Annotated in this window: 14 protein-coding genes; 9 read left to right on the forward strand and 5 right to left on the reverse strand. The window is 37.6% G+C overall.

The genetic code is table 11. The annotated features are described in order from the left end of the window. Positions 1-2: 2 nt before the first annotated feature. Entirely contained in the window at positions 3-1,964 is a 1,962-nt protein-coding gene (locus CVS92_RS04520) for a 6-hydroxymethylpterin diphosphokinase MptE-like protein (RefSeq protein WP_107788669.1), read from the reverse strand. 175 nt (positions 1,965-2,139) lie between these two features. Next, entirely contained in the window at positions 2,140-2,700 is a 561-nt protein-coding gene (dcd, locus tag CVS92_RS04525; protein WP_107788670.1) for a dCTP deaminase, read from the reverse strand. A gap of 118 nt (positions 2,701-2,818) precedes the next feature. On the opposite strand from dcd, the gene CVS92_RS04530 reads away from it, so the two are divergent. The 9 genes from CVS92_RS04530 (at position 2,819) to CVS92_RS04570 (ending at position 10,067) form a co-directional block, all read left to right on the forward strand. Then, complete coding sequence (locus tag CVS92_RS04530; RefSeq protein ID WP_107788671.1) at positions 2,819-3,661, forward strand: DUF3737 family protein; 843 nt, start codon at positions 2,819-2,821, stop codon at positions 3,659-3,661. 109 nt (positions 3,662-3,770) lie between these two features. Then, positions 3,771-4,217, forward strand: coding sequence for an acetyl-CoA carboxylase biotin carboxyl carrier protein (accB, locus tag CVS92_RS04535; protein ID WP_021091650.1), 447 nt, complete (start codon positions 3,771-3,773; stop codon positions 4,215-4,217). Then, positions 4,217-5,548, forward strand: a complete 1,332-nt coding sequence (locus tag CVS92_RS04540; RefSeq protein WP_107788672.1) for an acetyl-CoA carboxylase biotin carboxylase subunit — start codon at positions 4,217-4,219, stop codon at positions 5,546-5,548. The genes accB and CVS92_RS04540 overlap by 1 nt, the downstream gene beginning before the upstream one ends. A gap of 76 nt (positions 5,549-5,624) precedes the next feature. After that, entirely contained in the window at positions 5,625-6,983 is a 1,359-nt protein-coding gene (locus CVS92_RS04545; protein ID WP_107788673.1) for an MATE family efflux transporter, read from the forward strand. Between the two features lie 47 nt (positions 6,984-7,030). After that, the gene (locus CVS92_RS04550) at positions 7,031-7,699 is read left to right on the forward strand and encodes a CsgG/HfaB family protein (protein WP_054197185.1); all 669 of its coding nucleotides are present in this window, start codon (positions 7,031-7,033) and stop codon (positions 7,697-7,699) included. After that, the gene (locus CVS92_RS04555) at positions 7,684-8,088 is read left to right on the forward strand and encodes a DUF4810 domain-containing protein (RefSeq protein ID WP_107788674.1); all 405 of its coding nucleotides are present in this window, start codon (positions 7,684-7,686) and stop codon (positions 8,086-8,088) included. Before CVS92_RS04550 ends, CVS92_RS04555 begins: the two co-directional genes overlap by 16 nt. After that, positions 8,078-8,755, forward strand: a complete 678-nt coding sequence (locus CVS92_RS04560) for a DUF799 domain-containing protein (protein ID WP_107788675.1) — start codon at positions 8,078-8,080, stop codon at positions 8,753-8,755. The genes CVS92_RS04555 and CVS92_RS04560 overlap by 11 nt, the downstream gene beginning before the upstream one ends. A 5-nt stretch (positions 8,756-8,760) precedes the next feature. Further along, a complete protein-coding gene (locus CVS92_RS04565) occupies positions 8,761-9,648 on the forward strand; it encodes a DMT family transporter (RefSeq protein ID WP_107788676.1) in 888 nt (295 codons plus the stop codon). Next, a complete protein-coding gene (locus CVS92_RS04570; RefSeq protein ID WP_107788677.1) occupies positions 9,645-10,067 on the forward strand; it encodes a Sua5 YciO YrdC YwlC family protein in 423 nt (140 codons plus the stop codon). Before CVS92_RS04565 ends, CVS92_RS04570 begins: the two co-directional genes overlap by 4 nt. Positions 10,068-10,076: 9 nt before the next feature. On the opposite strand, the gene CVS92_RS04575 is transcribed toward CVS92_RS04570, so the two are convergent. From CVS92_RS04575 to CVS92_RS04585, 3 genes are all read right to left on the reverse strand, one after another. Further along, positions 10,077-11,804 carry a peptidase M3 gene (locus tag CVS92_RS04575; RefSeq protein WP_107788678.1) on the reverse strand — a complete coding sequence of 576 codons (1,728 nt, stop codon included), beginning with the start codon at positions 11,802-11,804 and terminating at the stop codon, positions 10,077-10,079. Between the two features lie 9 nt (positions 11,805-11,813). Then, positions 11,814-13,208 (reverse strand): C4-dicarboxylate transporter DcuC, encoded by a 1,395-nt coding sequence (dcuC, locus tag CVS92_RS04580; protein WP_103579471.1) that lies wholly within the window; start codon positions 13,206-13,208, stop codon positions 11,814-11,816. A gap of 323 nt (positions 13,209-13,531) precedes the next feature. Continuing rightward, positions 13,532-14,707 (reverse strand): toxin-antitoxin system YwqK family antitoxin, encoded by a 1,176-nt coding sequence (locus CVS92_RS04585; protein WP_107788679.1) that lies wholly within the window; start codon positions 14,705-14,707, stop codon positions 13,532-13,534. Positions 14,708-15,000 lie beyond the last annotated feature (293 nt).

Below are 15,000 nucleotides of genomic sequence, written 5' to 3' on the forward strand. Positions count from 1 at the left end.
TTCTAGTCTTCTTTTGGAAAGATGCCACGTTTTTTAAGCTCTTTTATAAGAGGTTTTGAGGCTTCTTTTGTTGTTTCTATATCTGCATTTATACCGCCAGCCGCTGAAAATAGCCAGTATTTATGAAATTCTATCCACTCAACTAATTTATTAGTTTTTTCTTCGTCTGTATCGCTCGGAGCTACTGATACTTTGGCAAGCTCTAACTCTTGGTGATAAGTTGAGATAACAAAAATATTTTCAATATATCTCATATATTTTTTATGAGAGATGCAGTTTTTAAGCTTATCTATCTTATTTGATATTCCTACAAGCTCTTTAAAATGTTTTGTGTTTATTTCGCCCTTGTCTCTTAAAAGCATAAAATTATCAATTTTTGGTGTTAGTTCTAAAAATACTTTTTCTATTTTTTCTTTAGCTTGTGTTTGAACTCTTATTTTGTCCTGTATCACTTCATAAGCTTTTAGTAAATTTTTGTTAGCTACTTTATCGCTATCTTTTTTAATATTTGGTAGGTTTTTAACTTTTCTACCCTTGCAAAGCTCATTCATAACTTCTAAAAATGATTTCTCTATGGCGCCATTTATTCTAGCTCCACCTTCAGTGCAGTTATATGATTTTATATCTTCTAATTTAGCTTGCTCGATATCATTTTCAAATTGATTTTTAAAGAGCGTCCATACATAAGTTGTTCTTACTTCTCCTTCGCCACCATAGGCAATAGTATATAAATTTTCGTCAGGCTGAGCAATAGTGTGACCTTTGGCATGACTTGCACCATCTTTACCAAAAGCAAGATCTTGACCTATAAAAATAATATTTTTATGTCCTAGTACATACGCTAACTGGTAGGCCATATTTGCACAACTATGTCCGACGCCAAGATATCCATATTTGTTTAGCCTAAACATTTTTTCTTCTTGTTGAGGCCTCATCGTAAGCACTAAACGTCTAGGTAATATATTTTTTACAGTTTGGCTGTGTGTGACTGAAGCTACAATAAAATTTATATCATCATCAAATCCAGGGTGCTTTTTTTCAAAAAATGTAGAAGTAGGTATCATTCGTTCAATTGATGTTACATAATCTGGCTTTATGTCATTTCTTGCGAGTATTGGATAGGATGCATCGACACTTATAATGCTTACATAAGGTGCAAATTTCTTAAGTGTTTCTAGTTGTTTATCTAGGCTTGGCCCTGTTGAAACAATGATCGCTGTATCCATAAGACCGTGTCTTTTTTTAACTAAATTTGTATAGCAGTAATTAGTAAGCATATGAGGTAGATTCTCGATATGCTGTTTTGTGCCTATTAGAAGATCATCTATGCTATTTCCATGGGAAACTACATTTTGAGAAAAAGCTCTTGTTATATCTTTATTTATTTTGATATAGTCATCTGCAAAATTATCATAATAGTTAGAGTGGATTATTAAGCTATAAGTTTTAGCATATATATCTAAATCACTATGCGATACGAGATAGTAAAACTGCACATATGTAGCAAATTCGGAATAAAAAAGAACAATTTGTTCATCTTTAAGCTCATCTGATATATCAATAATATTTAAAACAAGATGTATGATCTCAAGTTCTGGTTCTATGATAACAATTTTTTTATGAGTCTTATTTTTTGCTAAAGCTTTATAAAATATACCAGTTCCTAAGCCATAAAAGAAAAGTCCTGGATATCTTTTGTATTTTTTTTCTATATCATCAAGCATTTTACTAATTTCTTCAACCGGATCTTTATATATTGTTTCATTAGATTCTTTATTAATGATGTTTATGTGTATTGGATCACTTTTATCTAGAACGATTTCGTATTTAGTTTGTATACTCATGCCAAAAAGTCTAGCAGCCAAGACCTCATCTTGCTGAAATAATGCTTGAAGATTTTTTTCAAAAATAGGATTTGTTATTCCACTTAAATTTCTTTCTATTGTCTTTTTTTTATCTGACATGAATATCCTTAAAATATGCTAAGTATAGTATTAAAACACTAAAAATTTAAGCAAAAGCTATGCCAAAATTTTTATCTTTCTAGATTCTATTTCGTCAAATTTTAATTAATGTTTAGAGGAAATTATAAAAGCAGTATTTAAATTTAGCCTTTGCAAAGTCGCAAAGGCATGAAAATTACTTCAAAATTCTTGGCAACGTGATGCCTTCTTGCGCCTGATATTTACCATTTTTATCAGCATACGTCACTTCGCACGGTTCGTCGCCCTCGATAAATAGCACCTGCGCGATGCCTTCGTTCGCATAAATTTTTGCAGGAAGTGGCGTCGTATTTGAAATTTCTATCGTGATATGCCCCTTAAATCCGGGCTCAAAAGGTGTGACGTTTACGATAATGCCGCACCTTGCGTATGTGCTTTTGCCTAGGCAGATGGCTAGCACGTTATCAGGCATGTTAAAGTACTCGATAGTGCGCGCTAGAGCGAATGAATTTGGCGGCACGATGCAGACATCGCCCTTAAAATCTACTACGTTTTTCTCGTCAAAATTTTTAGGATCGACTACGGTGCCGCCGATGTTCGTAAAGATTTTAAACTCGTCGCCCACGCGGATATCGTAGCCATAGCTGGACACTCCGTAGCTCACCACGCCGCGTCCGACTTGCTCCTCGGCAAACGGCACTATCATCGCCTTTTCGTGTGACATTTTGCGTATCCAAGAGTCTGATTTTAAGCCCATTTTTGCTCCTTTTTTGGGCGATTATAACGCTTTGCGTCTTTAAAGTAAATTTAATAAAGCGAATAAATTAGATGAAAATTAGTATAATTTTAACAGCAAAAATTAATAAAGGACAAAAATGCAAGAGAAAAATGCAGAAATTTTTACTGGCGAGCGTGCGATGTTTGGGGCAAAAAGTGTAAATTTTACAAACTGTATCTTTGAAGATGGTGAGTCGCCACTAAAGCATAGTTCAAATTTAAAGCTAAATGAGTGCGTTTTTGCCTACAAATACCCACTTTGGTACGCAAACGACATTAAATTAAATGGCGGATACTTAGAGCCTCTAGCAAGGGCTGGCATGTGGTACAGTACAAATTTAAGCTTCAAAGACGCGTTCATCAACGCTCCAAAAAGCTTTAGAAAAAGCTCGCAAATTTCATTAGAAAATATAAATTTTTCAGATGCTAGTGAAACACTTTGGGGATGTGAGGGTGTGAAGATAAAAAATGTTTTTGCAAAAGGCGATTACTTTGGGGCAAATAGCGAAAATTTAGAGATCGATGGGCTAAATTTAGACGGTAACTACTGCTTTGATGGTTGTAAAAATGTCCATATCACAAACTCAAAGCTCATCTCAAAAGATGCATTTTGGAACTGCGAAAACGTGATCGCACAAAACTGCATAATCTCAGGCGAATATCTGGCTTGGAACTCAAAAAATGTGACGCTCATAAACTGTACGATAAAGAGCTTGCAAGCACTTTGTTACGTGGAAAATTTGATCGTAAAAGATTGCATTTTTATGGATACGAGTCTTGCGTTTGAATATTCAAGTGTCGATGTAAGCACAATCGGAGCGATAAAAAGTATAAAAAATCCAAAAAGTGGCGCAATAAGAGCAACAAAGATAGATGAGATCATCATCGATGAAAGTTTAGTTGATACTAAAGGTATTAAGATAATTATTACTGAAAAATAACTTAGCAAAAAAGAGTAGCTTTGAGTTCTCGTTTTTGCTTCATAAAAAAATTTTTTATCTAATTTTCGCTACAATTAGACGCTTATATAAAAATTTAGGAGAATTTTCTATGAAAAAAGAAGATATAAAAGAGCTTATCGAATTTTTTAATGATATGGAGATGAATCATATCAAAATAAAAAGTGGTGATTTTGAGGTAGAGCTTGAAAAATTTTCAGATTATTGCGCACCTGCTAAACCAGCAGCACAAGCACCAGCTCCAGCACCTGTAAATGTAGTCGTTAATTCAGAGGTAAAACCAGCCACAAACTCGCCAAAAGATAGCATAAAATCTCCTATGGTAGGTACTTTCTATGCTGCTCCAAGCCCAGGCGCTGCTCCATTTGTAAAAGTAGGTCAAAGAGTAAGAAAAGGCGATGTAGTAGGTATCATCGAGGCTATGAAGATAATGAACGAGATCGAGGCTGAGTTTGACTGCCAGATCACTGAGATGCTAGTCTCTGACGGACAGCCAGTTGAGTTTGGATTGCCGTTATTTGGCGTGGAGAAAAATTAATGGAATTAAAAAGAATTTTAATCGCAAACCGAGGCGAAATCGCTCTTCGTGCTTTGCGAACGATAAAGGAGATGGGTAAAGAAGCCGTTGTAGTCTATTCAACCGCTGATAAAGACGCACTTTACGTAAAATATGCTGACGTAGCCATTTGCATCGGTAAAGAGCGCTCAAGTGACAGCTATCTAAACATCCCAGCTATTATAAGTGCCGCTGAGATCAGCGAAGCAGACGCTATTTTCCCCGGATATGGCTTTTTAAGTGAAAATCAAAATTTTGTTGAAATTTGCTCACATCACAAGATCAAATTTATAGGACCAAGTGTCGCTGCGATGGCTTTGATGAGCGATAAAAGTAAGGCAAAGCAAGTCATGCAAAGAGCTGGCGTACCAGTCATTCCCGGCTCAGACGGTGCTGTGGCTGATACAAAAGCAGCAAAAGAGCTAGCTAAAAAGATAGGCTATCCAGTCATCTTAAAGGCTGCTGCAGGTGGTGGCGGACGTGGTATGCGCGTGGTTGAAAAGGAGGCTGATTTAGAAAAAGCGTTTTGGTCTGCTGAGAGCGAGGCGATGAGTGCATTTGGTGATGGCACAATGTATATGGAAAAATATATCCTAAACCCACGCCACATCGAGGTTCAAATCATCGGCGATAGCCATGGCAATGTGCTTCACATCGGCGAACGTGACTGCTCCATGCAGCGTCGCCACCAGAAGCTGATCGAAGAGAGCCCAGCTATTTTGCTTGATGAAAAGACAAGAGAGAGGCTACATGAAACAGCCATAAAAGCGGCAAAAGCGATTGGCTACGAGGGAGCAGGTACGTTTGAGTTTTTGGTTGATAAAAATTTGGACTTTTACTTCATCGAGATGAACACAAGACTTCAAGTTGAGCACACAGTGAGCGAAATGGTAAGCGGACTTGATATCATCGAGCTTATGATAAAAGTGGCTGAAGGTGAGGCACTACCATCACAAGAGAGCATTGAGCTAAAAGGTCATGCGATCGAGTGTAGGATAACAGCCGAAGATCCAAATACATTTACGCCGTGTCCTGGAAAGATCACAAAATATGTCTGCCCAGGTGGCCGCAATGTAAGAATGGATAGCCATATCTATCAAGACTATTCGATACCGCCGTATTACGATAGTATGATCGGCAAACTTGTGGTTTGGGATACCGATAGAAATAGGGCGATCCATAAGATGAAAGTCGCTCTTGATCAGCTCATAATAAATGGCATAAAAACAACAAAAGATTTTCACATCGCTATGATGGAAAATAAAGACTTTTTAAGCAATAACTACGATACAAATTATCTTTCAAGACACTAAATTTTTAAGTCAGGATTTGCAAAAAGCAGATCTTGGCTTAAATATTAAAATTTTTTAAGTTTATCTTAGGGGAAGCATGGTAAACAAAATCAAAGATCAAAATACAAAATTTTTCTCAAATGCCGACCTTGCAAAGCTATTTTTCCCTATTGCGGTTGAGCAGTTTTTGGAGTATAGCTTAGGGCTTGCAAACTCGCTAATGGCAGCAAGTGTTAGTGAAAGCGCTGTAAGTGCGATTAGTCTTGTGGAATTTGTCATGGCGCTATTTATTAGCATTTTTACTGCTATCGCTACTGGCGGCTCAGTGGTTGCTAGCCAGTATCTAGGCAATAAACAAAGTGGCAATGCTAAAATCACAGCAAATCAGCTCGTATGGTTTAGTTTTATCTTTGCCCTTTTTGTCGCAGTAGTCATCATAGTTTTAAAAGATATTATCCTAGATTATGTCTTTGGCGATATTGGAGAGCAAGTAAGGCATGATGCTAGCCACTATCTTGTTTTCTCGGCCATTTCCGCGCCATTTTTGGCTGTCTATGCAGCAGCTGCGGCGATCTTTCGCACAATGTCAAATGCCAAGCTTCCTATGTATATTATGGCGGCTGCAAATTTATTAAACGTACTTTTAACAGCCATTAGTATTTATACATTTCATACTGGTATTTTAGGTATTGCTATTAGCACGCTTATAGCCAAGGTGCTCGCTTGCTTCGTCATAGTCTATCTACTCCTTGATATAAGGCTAAAACTTCACATAAGAAAGAGCTTTATCTATAAATTTGACTACGAGATCATCAAGAAAATTTTAAATATCGGTGTACCTTATGGCTTTGAAAATTCGATGTTTTATGTGGGTCGCATCATCGTTTTGAGCCTTGTTTCACTCTTTGGCACAGCAAGTATCGCTGCAAATGCCGTGGGCGGGACGATCGTGATGTTTCAAGTGCTTCCTGGTATGGCGATAGGAACAGGGCTTAGTGTGGTTATCTCAAGGTGTGTTGGCGCAAACGACTTTAATCAGGCTAAATTTTACGTAAGAAAATCAATGATAAGCATCTACATCGTGCAGCTTTTTAGCACAGTAGTAATTTTGCTTTTGCTTGAGCCATTGCTTCTTGTTTATAATCTCTCGGAAGAGGCCATAAATTTAACAAGACAGATCGTCTGGTATCACGGCATCGCGATGTGCCTTATTTGGCCACTTGCCTATACGTATCCGACCGTTTTTCGTGCTGCAGGGGATGCTAAATATCCAATGATTGTAAATTTAGTTTGTATGTTTGCTTGTAGAGTCATCTTGGCCTATGTCTTTGCACTTACATTTGATCTTGGTATGATAGGTACTTGGTTTGCAATGTTTGCTGACTGGGCTGTAAAGGCGGTGCTTTTTACGATTAGATACTTAAAAGGCACATGGATGAAATTTAAAGCTATTTAAAAAGAAATTTAGTAATATACAAGCGATTTTGTCGCAAAGGATAAAAAATGAAAAATGTATTTAAATTTGGTACAGTTTTGCTTACAGCAGCTCTTTTTGCTGGATGTGCGAGTGAGAGTTCAAGGGTTGTTGAGACTCCAAAAGTAGCAAGCTACGGTACAGTTTACAATGGTCAAAAAATTTCAGTTTCGATAGGCCGATTTAATAATCAATCAGCTTACCAAAATGGTGTATTTGCTGATGGCGAGGATAGGCTTGGTAACCAAGCTCAAAGTATTTTGATCACAAATTTACAGCAAAGCGGTAGATTTTTAGTGCTTGATAGATCAAATATGAAAGTGATCAAACAAGAGAGCGAGCTAAGTAAAACCGCTCAAAATCTAAAAGGTGCAAGATACGTGATAACTGGTGATGTGACTGAGTTTGGGCGAAAAACTACGGGCGATCATCAGCTATTTGGCATACTTGGCAAAGGCAAGCAACAAACTGCCTATTCAAAGGTAAATTTAAATATCGTTGATACCAAAACAGCTGAAGTTGTATATTCGGTTAGCGGTGCTGGCGAATACACCCTTTCAAACAGAGAGATCATAGGCTTTGGCGGCACAGCAGGATACGACTCTACGCTAAATGGCAAGGTTTTAAGCCTGGCTATTATTGAAGCGGTAAATAATCTAGTAAATGGCATAGAAAGTGGAGCATGGCAAGTAAAATAAAGCTTGCCAGCTTTGCGCTTTTTGCGCTATTTTTAGCGGGTTGCGGTCATTCAAACGGCCCAAGATCACTTTATTATTGGGACGGATCATATAGTAGCTCGCTATATAGTTATCTAAATGAAGATGGCGATACAAATGAGCAAATTTCACGCTTAGAAAATCTGGTGCAGATCTCAACACAAAAGGGCTACAAGATCGCTCCTGGCGTATACGCACACCTTGGACTTTTGTATCTAAATAACGGAAATTTAGGCGCTGCAAATGCAAATTTTGACAAAGAAGTAGAGAATTTCCCAGAGTCAAGGGAGTATATAAATTTCATCAAAGGCTCTAAAAATTTAACTCTAAAAAAAGTAGAGCAAAAAGAGGGAGCAAATAATGAAAAATAGCCTGAAATTTATAGCCGCTATATTTTTGGTAGTATTTTTTACGGGCTGCTCTATAAAAGAGCCTGAGCCATACGACTACTCAGAATTTTTACAAAAAAGACCTCACTCTATCTTAGTGCTTATGCCAACAAACGATAGTACAGAAATTTCAGGTCCAGCTGCTGTTTTGGCAAATACAGTCGCACCACTAAGTGAGGCAGGATACTACGTATTTCCAGTGGCTCTTGTAAATGATACCTTTAAGCTAAATGGCATAACCGAGCCAAGCGAGATCGCAGCCGTGCCACTAAATAAGCTTGATAAAATTTTCCACGCTGATAGTGTGCTTTATATAAACATAAAAGATTATGGTACGAGCTATGCAGTCATCTCAAGCTCAACAAAGGTTGTCCTTGAAGCAAAGCTTATCGATATAAAAAGCGGCGCTACTCTTTGGCAAGGCAGTGCTATGGCAGCAGAAGATAGCAGTAGTGGCCAAAGTAGCCTACTTGGCATGTTAGTCTCAGCTGTCATCTCACAGGTGGCAAATACCATCTCAGATAGATCATACGATCTAGCAGTGATGGCAGATGCTTATTTATTTTCAAGAGATTGCCATAACTGCATACTTTATGGACCATATTCGCCGTATTACGGCAAAGATGCACAGCTTCATAAAGATAGATAAATTTAATGAATACTCATCGTCTTGGGATACTCCTTACTTTGGTTGGCGGTATCCTTTGGGGATTTAGTGGGGTTTGTGGGCAGTATCTATTTTCACTTGGTATAAATTCTGATTTTTTGGTGCCATATAGACTGATGCTAGCTGGCATTGTTATTGTGATTTTTTATGCTTTTAAAGAACCAAGTGCCGTTTTTGCTCCAATTAAAGATATAAAGCTCCTTGGTGAGTTTTTAGTTTATGCCTTGCTTGGGCTTATGATGACGCAGTACGCCTACTTTTACTCCATTGAGCTTTCAAATGCCGCAGTTGCAACTGTTATTCAATATACTGCTCCTGCTTTAATTTTAATGGTCATTTGCATAAAAGAAAAACGCACCCCAAGAAAACTTGAAATTTTGGCTCTATTTTTAGCCATGCTTGGCGTATTTTTCCTGAGCACACATGCTCAAATTTCATCTCTTGTCATTTCGCCAAAGGCCTTGTTTTGGTGCTTAGTTAGTGCCATTTGCGTTTGTGTTTATAATCTTGCTCCAGCAAGGCTAAATGCGAAATATTCAGTCACTCTCACGCTTGGCTGGGGCATGGTTATGGGCGGGGTAGTGCTTGCTTGTTATATGAGAGTTTGGGATTTTGCTGGGTTTAATGGGATAAATCAATGGCTTGCATTTATTGCTGTTATTACGCTTGGCACCATTTTTGCATTTAGCTTTTATATGATAGGTGTTAAGCTCATAGGCGCAGCAAAAGCTAGTTTATTAGCCTGCATAGAACCGCTAAGCGCAGCATTTTTTGGCTACTTTTGGCTTGGGACAAAATTTGTATTTTGGGATTTTTTAGGATTTGCTCTAATAATCTCTTGTATATTTTTACTATCAAAAAGAGAAAGATTATGATATTTCTAGCACAAACCGATACGACAGCTGGCTTTTTGAGTAAAGATTATAAAGAGATAAACAAGGTCAAAATGCGTGATGAGAATAAACCTTGCCTTATCACGACAGCGAAATTTAGCGTTTTAAATGAGCTTGTTAGAGTGCCAAAAAAGTATAAAAATTTTATACGCCGTTCAAGGAAAGCTACATTTTTGTATCCAAATTTAAAGGCTATTAGAGTCGTAAAAGAGTGCGAGCACGAAAAATTTTTAGCTAAATTTGACTGGCTTTATTCGAGTAGTGCGAACAAAAATGGGCAAAATTTTAATGAAGCTTGGGCTATGAGCGTGGCTGATGAAATAGTAGATGATCATTTTTTCGAAGATACTCCATCAAAAATTTATAAAATTTCTCGAAAAAAAATAAAACGTTTAAGATAACTAGTGAATTTATACGGTCACTACCTTTTTAAACTCATCTAAATTTTTTAGTGCTTCATCTATGCCAATTAGCCAAAATTCACACTTTGTCGTATCTTTTTTAAAGTGTTTTTTCATTAGCTTTTCCACGCTTTTTGTGCCACACTCTATTAAAAATTGTTTATAAATTTTGCAAAATTTTGCTTCATCTTTTTTAAACTCACTTAGAAAAAATTGTGATAGCAGATAGCCGACACTATAAGGATAGTTGTAGATATAGTTATCTGTTTTATAAAAATGTGGCTTAAAATATGGCAAAAATTCTTCAACATCGCTCGTGCTGTCTTTATAAAATTTATCCCAAGCTTGTTTTAAAAGATCGTTTGCATCTTTTTTGCTGACTTGACCTTTTTGTCGCAGCTTTATAAAACCAGTCTCAAACTCGTATCTAACGCTTATATGAAGTAAAAAATTTGCAGCGCTTTTTAGCTCCTGCCATAAAATTTCTACCCTAAGTGAGTCATCTTTTTTTAGCTCATTTCGTAAAAGAGTTTCATTAAATGTACTCGCACTCTCAGCTAAGCTCATTGGAAAATTTGTGCTTAAAACCGGAAGATCACGCATCAAGTAGTAGTGCCAAGCATGCCCTATCTCATGAGCTTGCTGGATTAAGTGCGAAAGAGTATTCATGTAGGTGGTAAAAATTCTTGGTTGCTTAAATTTTGGCAAACTCACAAAAAATGCTCCGCCAGCTTTATTTTCTCGCACATCGCTTTCTATCCAGTGTTTGTCTATCATAAGCTTTATAAAACTATCTTCGCCTAGTGGCTTTAATGCTTTTTTGATGATTTTAATAGCCTCGTCATGAGAAATTTCACTGTGCTTGCTAAGTGGATAAGGTGCCAAAAGATCGCAACTTCTCATGCTTTTGCCACCTAAAAAGCTAGCTCTTACTCTTACGCATTCTCTTATTTTTTCCACTCTTTTGCTAATGGCTTCTTGCATGGCGTTTAAAGTGTCAAGGCTTATTTTATTTTCTTCAAGGCTTGGAGTTAAAAAATCAACTTTTGCTGCCTTAAATTTAGCCAGTCTAAATCCATGAAGCATATTTAAGATATCAAGATAAAGATCGGAAAATTTATCATAGTGAGAACTCAGAGCATCAAACACATTTTTGCGTAAAATTTCATCATCTGATCCTTTTAATATGCCCATACATTTTGCAAGATTATAGCTTTGTGTATTTGCATTTTTATTGGCAGCAGAGATATTTATTAAATTATTTAGATGTCTAAAATTTGCAAAAAGTGGAAAAAAATTTGTGAGTGCTAAATTTGCAAAAAAATCTCGTTCGCTCTTTTTTCGTATTTTGCTCTTACTATTTTTATGCTCTAAATATAGAAATTTTATATGTTTAAATTGAGTGCTTTGAAAAATTTTATCATCGCTTTTTAGGCTATCAAATTTATCAAAAAGTAGCTCCTTTGCCGTATCAAGCCTAGCTTTTTGCTCTTTTATTTTTAGCTCAAATTTACTAGCTAGCTCGTCTTTTGTATTATCGCTACTTTTGCAACGACAAAATGCGAGTAGGCTAGTTACTTCTTTATATGCTTCTTCGTATGAGATGATAGCTTTGGTAAGCTCGCTATTGTTTAAAAATTTAACCAAATTTTCATTTTGTGCTTTTAGATTTTCAAACGATGAGGTAAAAATTTCGCTATTAAAATCTACATAAGAATCATCAAAGCTCCATCTCATATTTTCTCCTTAAAATGATAGTAAAAATACAAATATATGGTGGCTTATAAGACCTAAAATAGCTGGCACGCTACATCTTTTAATGAGCGAAAGCGGGCTAATGTGAAGCATACCTGAAATGGCTACCACTACGCCGGAGACAGGTGAAAGCGGCCTAGCTATTGTGGAGGCTTGATGCATAGGAAGCACGAGCATAACAGAGTTGATGTTTAGGCTCTTAGCTATATTTGGCACCATGTTTAAAAGCGGATAAAAGCTTGCACCATTTGAGCCAGCTATGATTGTAACGATGGTTGTTATAAATACAAAAAGTATAGACATGCCAAGCCCTCCAAAGCCTATGCTTTTTGCCAAATTTACAATAGCATCAAGCATACCAAGAGCTTTAAAACCTTCAGCAAATATACCAGCTGCCACAACTAGCATAACAACACCGCTTAAGCTTTTTGCCATGGCATTAAAAAATACTTTTAGCCCTTCGCCAAGCTTTTCAAAGCTAAATTTATGCCTAAATGCTTCAAATACCATAGCAATTATCATAGAAAGGATTATGACGCTTGATATGTTTAGTTTTATAGTTTTTAAACAATATGGCGAAAAAACTACTACTAAAATCATCGGTAAAAATGGCAAAAGAGCATAGATCATAGGTGCTTGTTCTTTTGGAACATCCACCTTATCGTCAAAACTAATGCTCTCTCCTACATGCTCGCTACAAACCCAACCTTCTTTTTTGTCTAAGTATCTATTCCAAAGAACTAATGCAATGCCGATCACAAGCGCAGTTGGAAGAGCTGCTGGAATTTTATAGATAAAAACATAATCAAGTACCTCAAGTTCAGTTGCTTTTGCAGCAGCGGCTGTCGATGAGCCAAGAAGTACCATTGAGCTAGCTCCACTCATCGCACAAATACTACCAACGCTTAGTTTATTTAGCCCTAGTGATATAAGAACTGGTCCAAGAAGCGCAAGACAAAGTACACCAAGTCCAACCGCACTGGTTATTACCATGCTTATAAGTTTTGCTACGCAAAAAGCTATGAATATCATAAAATATGGGCTTTTTATGGCTTTAAACCTTTTTGTGGCGATGCCTACAAAGGCTTGATTTGCTCCGATATGAGTCATATAACTGGCAAAACCGACCATTAACATAATTAAAAGTCCAAGTTGCGAAAAATTATTTGAGAGCATATAGCGGATAAACTCAACTACATCCAGTAAGGAATTTCCAGTGCTCTTTACCTTTTCTGGTAAAAATTTTCCCGTATCAAGAATGACTGAAGAGACAAGCATGATAACGCCAGATAGTAAAAGCACGAAAGTGGCGTATTTGCCTTTTAAAATCGCCCAGCCTACAACAAAAAGCGTAAGTAGAGCTATGATTAGACCAAGAGTATGCATTTTTGCTCCTTATTAAGATATTTAAAAACCAGAATACAAAAATCAAAAATACACTTAAAATATAAAAAATAATGTTTATATACTTGCAATTATACTACTTGTTATATTGAAATTTCGCTTTTATTTATAAAAATATTATCGATTTTATAAATGAGATTGCTGCTTTTATGACTAAGATGCAAAAGATAAATATAAAAATTTTAATATTAAGTACGACTATTGTAGTGTGATTTAAAGCTAATTAAAATATTCAAAATACAAAAGATGCAAATATTTGGTTTGGCAAAAATTCAAATGATGCCAGTAGCAACTTATTTTAGTATTTACTCCCTCGGAAGTCCGTTTTTACCCTGTTTATTGCTGATTAGCTTACCCGCTTCGTCGTATTTTTTGGCGAGGATGAGCCTACCGCGCTCAAACTCCCCCTCGGCTTCGAGTTTGCCGTTTGCGTAGTAGTGGCGCGCCTCGTCGACCTCCAGCCCGTCCTCAAACGCCACTCTGGCTTTTAGCTTGCCGTTTTCGTGATACTCCTCATATAGGCCGTGATAGCGCCCGTTTTTAAACATCACTTTCGCCGCTAGCGCCCCGCTCTCGTAGTAGTCCAACCCCGCGCCCGTTTGGCGGCCGTCTTTGTACTCGTATTCGCCTCGTAGCTTACCGCTCGGGTAATATTCGCGCGCGACGCCGTCCTTTTCGCCGTCTTTGTAATTTTCTACCACGCGCGTTTTGCCGTTTTCGTAAAATCGCTTCCAAACGCCGTTTTTGCGGTCATTTTTGTATTCGCCCGTCTCCTCCACGGCGCCGCTTTCGTAGTACCACGTCTCCGCGCCTTCTCGCTTGTCATTTTTGTAGGTTCGCTTGCCGCGGATTTTGCCGCTTTTGTAGTAGTCGACGTCCTCGCCGTTTCGAAGCCCGCCGACGTACGGACTGCGTGCGCTAACCTCGCCGCTAATGTAATAGTCCGTGAAAATACCCTCTCGCTTGTCCGCCTTGAAAACGCCCTCCTGCTTTAACGCGCCGCCCTCGTCAAAGTAGTAGCGGCGGTAGCGCCCGTCGCGGACGTCATTTTTGTATTCGCTCTCACCCATCAGCGCGCCGCTATCTGCATGGTAGTTCTTAGCCGTGCCCTCGCGGACGCCGTTTTTTAGGGGGTATTCGTTTGAGGGTTTGTCTCTGCCGTCAAAATAGTCTCGATATCGCACCACCGTACCGCCCTCTACGTCTATCTCGCGTATGAGCGTGGGCGGCAGAGGTTTTAGCCTCGGATAGACCATGCCCATCGCGTTTACGTCATATAGGTCCTCGACGCTGTAACGCAGCATCTTTAGCGTGCCGTCATAGAGCTTACCTTTTACGTAGTAAAGCCCGTTTTTTAGGGTAGCTTCGGGCTTCATTACGATTTTTGGCTCTAGTGCCTGTGCACCGATGGCTAGAAGCGGGAGTAAAAATAGAAATTTTAGGATTCGGGTTAGATTTGATAAACTTTGTGAAAAATTCATATCTTTCTATTCCTTTTCCTTTGATCTCAATTTTAGAGAACTTTAATAAAATTAAGCTAATTTTTCCTATCTCTTTTAGTTTTTTAGCATTCAAACATACATCAGATGTGGCTTTCTATAAATCTAAAATAAAGGTAATTTGATTATCTTTTAATTGTTTCCAATCGCTACATTGGTCTAATTCGGTAGGTGCTTCAATCCTTAAAACCTCATATGCAAACAACCAAAATTCATCATTCAAAGTTTTTGGATTGTTGTTTAGAACTATAAAATTTTTAGCTAAATCCTTATAT

The organism is Campylobacter concisus, from assembly GCF_003048555.1.
In the GTDB taxonomy this organism is placed as follows: domain Bacteria; phylum Campylobacterota; class Campylobacteria; order Campylobacterales; family Campylobacteraceae; genus Campylobacter_A; species Campylobacter_A concisus_AO.